General features: G+C 45.1%; 7 protein-coding genes. 6 read left to right on the plus strand and 1 reads right to left on the minus strand.

The window, feature by feature from the left end; all coding sequences use genetic code 11:
• The 6 genes from CAFE_RS05795 to CAFE_RS05820 form a co-directional block, all read left to right on the plus strand.
• Positions 1-219: hypothetical protein (locus CAFE_RS05795; RefSeq protein ID WP_207708868.1), on the plus strand; the 219-nt coding region annotated here is incomplete at its 5' end.
• A 195-nt stretch (positions 220-414) separates the two neighbouring features.
• Positions 415-783 (plus strand): TnpV protein, encoded by a 369-nt coding sequence (locus CAFE_RS05800; protein ID WP_156990077.1) that lies wholly within the window; start codon positions 415-417, stop codon positions 781-783.
• A 405-nt stretch (positions 784-1,188) separates the two neighbouring features.
• Positions 1,189-2,241: a hypothetical protein gene (locus CAFE_RS05805; protein ID WP_156990078.1), complete on the plus strand. Its 1,053-nt coding sequence runs from the start codon at positions 1,189-1,191 to the stop codon at positions 2,239-2,241.
• A 450-nt stretch (positions 2,242-2,691) separates the two neighbouring features.
• On the plus strand, positions 2,692-3,330 hold the full coding sequence (locus CAFE_RS19995; RefSeq protein WP_233452728.1) for a DUF3991 domain-containing protein: 639 nt from the start codon (positions 2,692-2,694) through the stop codon (positions 3,328-3,330).
• A 99-nt stretch (positions 3,331-3,429) separates the two neighbouring features.
• Positions 3,430-4,692: a HipA domain-containing protein gene (locus tag CAFE_RS05815; RefSeq protein ID WP_156990079.1), complete on the plus strand. Its 1,263-nt coding sequence runs from the start codon at positions 3,430-3,432 to the stop codon at positions 4,690-4,692.
• A 146-nt stretch (positions 4,693-4,838) separates the two neighbouring features.
• Complete coding sequence (locus CAFE_RS05820) at positions 4,839-7,769, plus strand: C39 family peptidase (RefSeq protein ID WP_156990080.1); 2,931 nt, start codon at positions 4,839-4,841, stop codon at positions 7,767-7,769.
• Positions 7,770-7,885: 116 nt separating this feature from the next.
• Here CAFE_RS05820 and CAFE_RS19755 read toward each other — a convergent pair.
• Positions 7,886-8,130: hypothetical protein (locus tag CAFE_RS19755; protein WP_207708869.1), on the minus strand; the 245-nt coding region annotated here is incomplete at its 5' end.

Here is an 8,130-nt window from a genome sequence, read left to right on the forward strand (position 1 = left end):
CAAAGCTGGCGTTCAGACAGTACCGCCGGTGGACATTCCGGCGGTACTGTGACTGGCGCTCATGTAACCGGCGATATGGGTCATTTCCGACCGGCGTTTTGGGTCAAAAAAGTTCCGGCGTTGACAGATTTGAGTGTCGACATCGACGGCAATCTGTTTTCCGAACTTCCCGAAGGCGGATTTGAAGCGCAGTTCGTGGATCTTCTGACGACAGCGTAACATATTTTATGGGAAAACGATGCGGGCTTCCCGATGAAGAGATTCCTTTGGGAAACGGCATGGATACAATCCATCATTTCAATACTCTTCCGCTTGTCGGGCAGCTTGGAAACGCCGTTACCTCAATTTCAAAAAATGCCCTTTTGGAAATAGAACGTACCATAAAAATTGTCAACAAGGAAAGGACTGAAAATCATGGAAAAGCCATTGGTGGAACTGAATTACACAGAGAAGGACGGCATGATGCTACCGAACATCCAAGTATCCAACAATCAGGAGAACGACCGGCCGTTGGGGCGGTACGGCAGGCTGGCGCTGGAATATCTCAGGGAGAGCCATCCGCAGCGGTATATGACTTTGAAAATGGATGGCACTCTGATGGAGAAAATGCACCAAGTCAACGAGGAAGCTCTGAAACAGATCGAGGCTCTCACGCAGCAGATGCTTCAAAAGAAGCCGATGCCGGATACCGAGGACACGCTGGAGAGGACGAAACATCTCAACAGCCTGCGGCGGTCAGCGGAGGAAATCGTTCTACGCGACTTGGTGCTGAAACCGAGGTAAGCCCGTCGCCAACCGAACAGAATACGGAAAAGGAGTCATCGCAGGATGGCTCCTTTTTTGTGTCTTTTTCCCTTACGGATGAACAGGTAAGACGGAATTGCGAATCCATCCTCACCAGCACAGGGTTGTACCCGACTGAACTGTACCGCACCGTCCGCATCCTATATGAACAAGATGGTTTATCTCCGGAACAGAAAGCAACTTCTCTCGGCAAGATTTACAGTACCTACGGTGACAGGAAATATCAGGATGACATACTATACGGGTATGGCAATGTGGCCCAGCCGATAGTTCCGCAGCCGCCCGAATAACCCGCCATGTTGGCGGCTTCACGCAGAATGCCAAAGTAAGCCAAGATAACATCCTCCGGAGTCTGAAAATGATCCAGACTCAACGGGGATAAGTATGATGAAGAAATTTGAAAATGTGGACGTGATTGACACGCTGCGAAAAATCATGCTCCACAACACGCGATACTATCAGACGGATTTTGAATACGACATACGCACGCTGGCCGACGCCGCCGAGTCCAATTCATGGACCCGGCCTTTTTTATGGATGAGCCGCGAAAGCGGAACGTGGTGCTTTCCCGAACGGGACGTTTATATCAAAAGCACGCATCCGTACAATTCATGGCAGTCGTACCGGAACGATCAGGGCGTAAAAGCCTACTGGGTCATATTTGACAAACAGTCCGAAGATCATAAGGTAACGGGCACGATTTGTGAACTCGATTATCCCAAACACGCGGATCAGGCCCAAAAGAGTGCGGTTCAGCCGAACCGTGTGGAGCTTGTATTCAAGCGTCCCGCTGCGGTGCGGGTTTATGATTTTGAAGACTACGATAAGAACTGGTATGCCATTCACAGGGAAAACGGTGATATCTACAATAGGAGCTTTCTGGTGGAAAACGAAGCTGCCCTGCAAAACCAGATTGCCGACATTCGGAACGCCTGCTTCCAAGAAGCGGAACCGGTTGGCGTGGACGAGTATGTTTCCGAAATGGTGCGGCAGCATTTTTGCAGCCGCGGTTATACAGTCGGCGATATGACATATGTAATCCCCGATGATGTTTTCGAAGCCGTTCGGCGGGGAATTCCAGCCTACGCACTGTACCACGACAACCGAAAAGAATTAATCCCGTCCGTAAAGGAAGCGGATCGCCTGAATATGCACGAAACATTGTTTGGCATCCGCCTGGAAGATAAAAAGCTGCTGGATTACTTGGTGAAACGCCCGTCCATGAAAGGGGAACTATTTTCTGGAGAAGAGCTTTTGCTGCTTGACTCCATTTTACTTCATACCGGAAAAACGGACGCTTTGAATGAACGTGGCAGAGAAACGCTTGACCGGATGATTCAAAAGCTGGATTTGGTAGTGTCTCCAACAGGCAACGAGGCAAATGAGATGGAACGGTCCTTGAATCACGAAGCGGAGTCGGATGAGCTGGAACGGTGAGGTGATTGTCGATGCGCTACGCTGATACATCTTACCGCCATTTCACGGATGAAGAGATTGACAATGCCAATCACACCGATATTCTTTTCCTGGCTGAAAAATACGGCTATGAACCGGAAAAAGCAGGCCGGAAAGTTGTACACATGAAGCATAGCGGGGGGCTGTACTTGTTTCCGGAGAGCAATCGCTTTTTCCAATGGACCGGCCCTGACGGTGGAATCAAAGGCGGTGCCATCGATTTTGTTATGAGGGAGGAAAAAGTCTCCTTCGGAGAAGCAGTCGGGAAGCTGCTCGGAAAGGAGTATGCCACCTGCACCTGTGAGAGAAAGCCCTATCAGAAATGTCCGAGAAAACCGCTTGTGCTGCCGGATAAAGCGAAAAAATTTCAGGTTTGCCCATTGGTATCTTACGTCTGTTCGCGGCATCGATCCGGAGATCGTTCGGTTCTTTATGGGTCAAAAGATGATCTATCAGGAGGAGAAACACAGCAACTGCGTTTTTGTGGGATACGATTCGGACGGAACGGCGAAATATTGCGCCATGCGGGCAGCAAGTGAAAAAAGCAGCTTTAAAATGGATGCCGAAAATTCCGACAAAAGCTATCCCTTCTTCCATGAGGGAAAAAGCGATTTGCTGATCGTCAGCGAAAGCCCGATTGATCTTATGTGCCACGCAACGCTGGCAAAGGTGTACTACAGTCTCGACTGGACACGGGATCACCGTGTTTCCCTCGACTGCCTGTGGGACGGTGCGCTGGAACGGTATCTGAAAAATCATCCTCAGATTAAGCGTCTTGTGTTCGCGGTGGACAACGATTACCTTTCCCGAAACAAGAACGGCGTCCTAACAAATTGGGGCCAGCGAATCGCCGCCAAGTGGTGTAAAAAGTACAGCGCGAAAGGTTATGAGTGTGCGGTTCACCGGCCTCATCTAAAGGATTTCAATTTGGACCTGACCGAAATGAGGAAAGGCCGGACACCGAATGATCTGGATCGCCAGCGCGAGTCAGAACTGCAAGCCGAGTTTGAAAGGGACGCGGCGGAAGACCCGACTGAGGAACAAGATAGTGAAGATGAATTATCGCTATGAACGCTAAAAAAACAGATCTTTTGTCCCCTGAATAGCATTGAATTCGCAGAATAATTTCAGTATAATAATATAATCAGAATGAAAAAGGAGTTGGTGAAGATGGCGGACAAGTTGCATCAGCAATATGTTCTGATGCACAAAAACATACCTGTTGTCGATTTGGAGCTTGATACTGCATCCGGTTCCATCTCCGCCGTAGGCTCTGCTCACGAACAAGCACATGTCCCCGTTGGTATTCCTGTGAAAAAGGGAAAAATCGATCGGGCGGCCCTGAATGAATGGTGGAAAGGCCGGGCAATTCCGGCAAGCCGTGACGGGATACGTCATGCGCTGGCGGAACTGAATGTTTCCACAACACAACAGCTTCTGGATAAATGCCTGGGCCTCAGTTTATCGGATCAGTACTGGATATGCCCCAAGAAGTCGGGGATTGAGTGGAAAGACATAAACTTTTTCGATCATGCCTTCGCCGACGATATTGGCAATATCCTGTTCGGAAAGGGGTCGTCCAGTGATAACATCAGTCTGATGTCACCCGACAACACCTCGGACGGATGGCTTAAAAAGAAATGGGCCATTCTTGACGGAAAACGGTGCCTGATCAAAGGTGGAAGCGGCGCCATTCAGCAAGAGTCGTACAATGAAGTGTTGGCAAGCCGGATCATGGACCGACTTAGGATTCCCCATGTTTCCTATACGCTGATGCTGCAGGATGACTACCCATACAGCGTCTGCCAGGACTTTATTACTCCGCAGACAGAGTTGGTTCCGGCTTGGTACATTATGCAGACGCAGAAGAAGCAGAATCATGTTTCCGTATATCAGCACTATCTTGACTGCTGTGAGGCACTTGTAATTCCCTACGTAAAGGATTCCCTTGACCGGATGATGGTGCTGGACTATATCATTGCCAATGAGGACCGTCATCAGAATAATTTTGGAGCAATTCGAAATGCGGAAACACTGGAATGGCTTGGCGCAGCCCCTATTTACGATAGCGGATCTTCCCTTTGGTTTTCCAAGCCGCAAGCTATGATTAACGCCAACGCAACGACTCCATGTAAACCGTTCAAGGCTGACCATGAGGAGCAAATCAAGCTCGTATCCTCTTTTGATTGGCTTGACTTTTCGGCGCTGAAAGGTATCGATGATGAATTCCGCCACATTCTGAATGGCTCCTTGTTTATTGACGAAACACGGCGCGACGCGTTGTGCTTTGCACTCCGCAGGCGGGTGGAAATGCTGATGGAAATCGTCAATTCCCGCGTCGTGCTGTTCCCTGTGGACGATTTAAGTACGGATGTGACGGAAAATGTGGCATATAGCGGAATGGATACCGAGGATGAGGACTTAGAACGGTAACTAAATATTATTAGGAAGGACTGCAGCAAAACGAATTTGCAATAGCAAACTGCACAAGAAACAGTCTCTATAAAAAGAAAATGCGCCTTGAAACGGCTCTTTGAGCCCAATCAAGGTGTATTTTTTATGCACTATTTTGCAACAGCTTGGAAGTCAAACAACAGCCAAATAAACTTAGGCAAACAATTCATGATTCTTATGCCGGTAAATCAGGCAAAAATATCAGTGGTATTGAAATCCGTGTTTATGAAGAAGGAGCAATTGGAGATTTTTCCGGAGGGGAAGCAACAGCACTCCTAAGTTATATGGCTGATAGTACTTCAAATTGGAATTCTTTTGAAAGAAGCACAGTCGCATCCCATATTGATGGGATCAAAATGCAAACTACAAACAAACCTTATTATCTCTTATATAAAACGTGGAACTCCGGTCAGTCCTCTTATTATCCGGCTGTCAAGAGTACCGACAATGATTATGCAGGCTCTGCGGGGAAGCCGATTCAGAGATTAAACATTCAGGCATATAAGAACGATGGCACAAAATTGGTTTCCGGTGTTATTGTTATGTACCGTGCCTACGTAAATGGCGAGTGGCTGCCTTGGGTGAGCAACGCTGATCCAGAATGGATGAGAAACGTACAGAACAAATACAGTTTAGGCGGTACGTTGGACACGGGCGGTTCATTTGCTGGTGAAGCAAATGAAGATATAAGCGGCATTGAAATACGTATTTTTGAAGATGATTCCCTGAACGCCGGAACAGATGATTTCTCAGGAGACGAACTCAGTCTATCATTAAGTTATATGGCTGACAGTAACGATAATTGGAACGGCTTCAATGGAAGTGTAACTGCACCACATATTGATGGAATCAGAATTCAGACAGACTCGGCTCAGCCCTTTTATCTGCTTTATAAAACTCTAAATTCCGGTCGTGATACGTACTATCCTGAAGTATCAAGTACGGGGAATGATTATGCGGGTTCAGCAGGAAAACCAATCCAGAGGTTAAGTATCCACGCTTATCAAAATGATGGTACAAAATTGACTTCCGGCATTGTCGTAATGTATAGGGCTTTGGTTGATGGAAGGTGGCTGCCTTGGGTCAGTAACGCTGACCCCGTGTGGATGCGTGGCGTTCAAACTCAGTATAACCTGGGTGGAACATTGGATCTAGATGCCTCTTATGCGGGTGCATCGGGTAAAAATATCAGTGGTATCGAAATTCGGGCATTTAAAGGCGACACAAATCTTACTCCTATAGAAGATTTGCCCGGAACAGAAACCACGCCATCCTTAAGTTATATGTACGACAGCATTTCAAACTGGCATTCCTTTGACAAAAGCGTGATGTCAGCACACATCGATGGAATAAAAATACAAACCAACCCGAATAAACAATATTATATTAAATATCAAACATGGAATTCCGGCCTGTCTTCCTATTATCCGGAAGTTGCCAGCACAGAAAACGATTACGCAGGTTCAGCAGGAAAGCCAATTCAGAGAGTAGGACTCCATGTCTATAGAAGTGATGGTGTAAAATTAACAACCGGTGTTGTTGTCATGCTTAGGGCTTATGTGGACGGAAATTGGCTGCCTTGGGTAAGTAATGCCGATCCTGAGTGGATGCGGAGCGTTCAAAGCAAATACGATTTAGGTGGAACACTGGATACCAACGGCTACTACGCTGGTATAGCGGGTAAAAATATCAGTGGTATCGAGATCCGAGTTTTTGAAGAGAATGGAATAAATACAACACCTACTACGCCTACAGGAAATTATAAAATTATTCAGGCGCCATTTATTTCACAATTGGGGGATTATCCCACCGGATGTGAAAGTGTGACTGCCGTCATGGCACTTAATTACGCGGGGATTAATACCTCGGTGGATACATTTATTGATACTTATCTGGATAAATCCACTATACCATTTGATCCAAATCTCACATTTGGCGGAGATCCCAGATCGTCCCACTCATATGGATGTTACTCGCCAGTGATTAAGAAAGCTTTAGATCGAGTGTTATCCGGTAAAGGCTATGAGGCTAATATATTAAATAGTGTATCCTTGGAAACATTGTGCTCCCAATACATTGACGAAGATATTCCAGTAATTATGTGGGCTACGATGTATATGAATCCACCATATATTGGTTCCACGTGGACTTTCAACGGTAGACCAATCCAATGGATTGCACCGGAACATTGTTTACTGCTAGTGGGATATGATGATAACAATTATATTTTCAACGATCCTCTGCAAACACAAGCCTTGAAATTTTACAGTAAGTCATCCGTCGAAGCTGCCTATAAAGGTTTATCCAGTCAGGCCATTGTCATTTTGAAAAAACTAAATAGGCCTTTCAATGAAGCAAATCACGAAGCTTTAGAAAAAGAATTATCGGCACAAGTGGAAAGTGACATTGATTGGTTGCATAAACTTGGAAAGTGGCATTCCAGCGAAGAAGCATTAAGTAACGTATTAAAGTACGACAATGTCATTACTAATATTTGCAATCAGTTTTCTATGCAAAAAGCCTTGTTGCAAACGGTAATTTTTAGAGAGCAACGCTTCGTATGGTTTGCAGATGATGTTGCAGATGGGGTCGTAATGGGATCATATAACTATGACGCTGCGCTCGCTGAATGGATGAAATTGTCCCCAGCACAACAGCTAATTGTTCCCGCCCCGCAGATTCCAATTCCATATAGACACGATTGCAGTACTGGATTGTCCCAAATATTTGCAGCCACGGCTATTAAAGCAATTAATTTTGCTGTCGATCAAGGAATAATTTCTGATGAGAGAAAATATAACGGTGAGAATCTTGATGATCTGAAAACTATTTGGTATAAATTGAAAGATAATGACACTTTCAATATTAAATGTGCCACCTTAACACTAATATATGAATCTCTTTCAACTTTGGGATATCAAGACAATTTTGTAAAGTATTCGATGGATCAAATCGCAATGGTTTTCACTAAATACAATTCGCTTTCAGACATGCCAAACGATTATGGGAAAGATTGTGCTGAATGGTATAAAATTTTTAACAAATATAATAATTAAATTATGACACAGCTTTCTTAGTACAAAACTCTATAAAAAAACAGTCTTCAGTTATTCGCATTACTGAAGGCTGTTTTTTGTTATAATTTAATTGTCAATAGTGAAAGTTTCAGTTATTAGAGGCCAAACATACTTAAAAAGTTATTAAATCCAATTAGCATGACTGCTATAGCAAACAATACAACAAATAATAAAATGGGAATTACCCACATCCATTTTTCCTTGTGATAGAATGTGACCTGAGCCCCGAAAACTGAGCCAATAGAAAAGTTAGTCACAATATGATAAAATGCAGATGGAGTGATTAACATGAAGAAACGGTTCAGCGAGGAACAGATCATCAGGATTCTAAAAGAACATG

Origin of the sequence: Caproicibacter fermentans (assembly GCF_009746625.1) — a bacterium.
GTDB classification, from domain to species: Bacteria; Bacillota; Clostridia; order Oscillospirales; family Acutalibacteraceae; genus Caproicibacter; species Caproicibacter fermentans.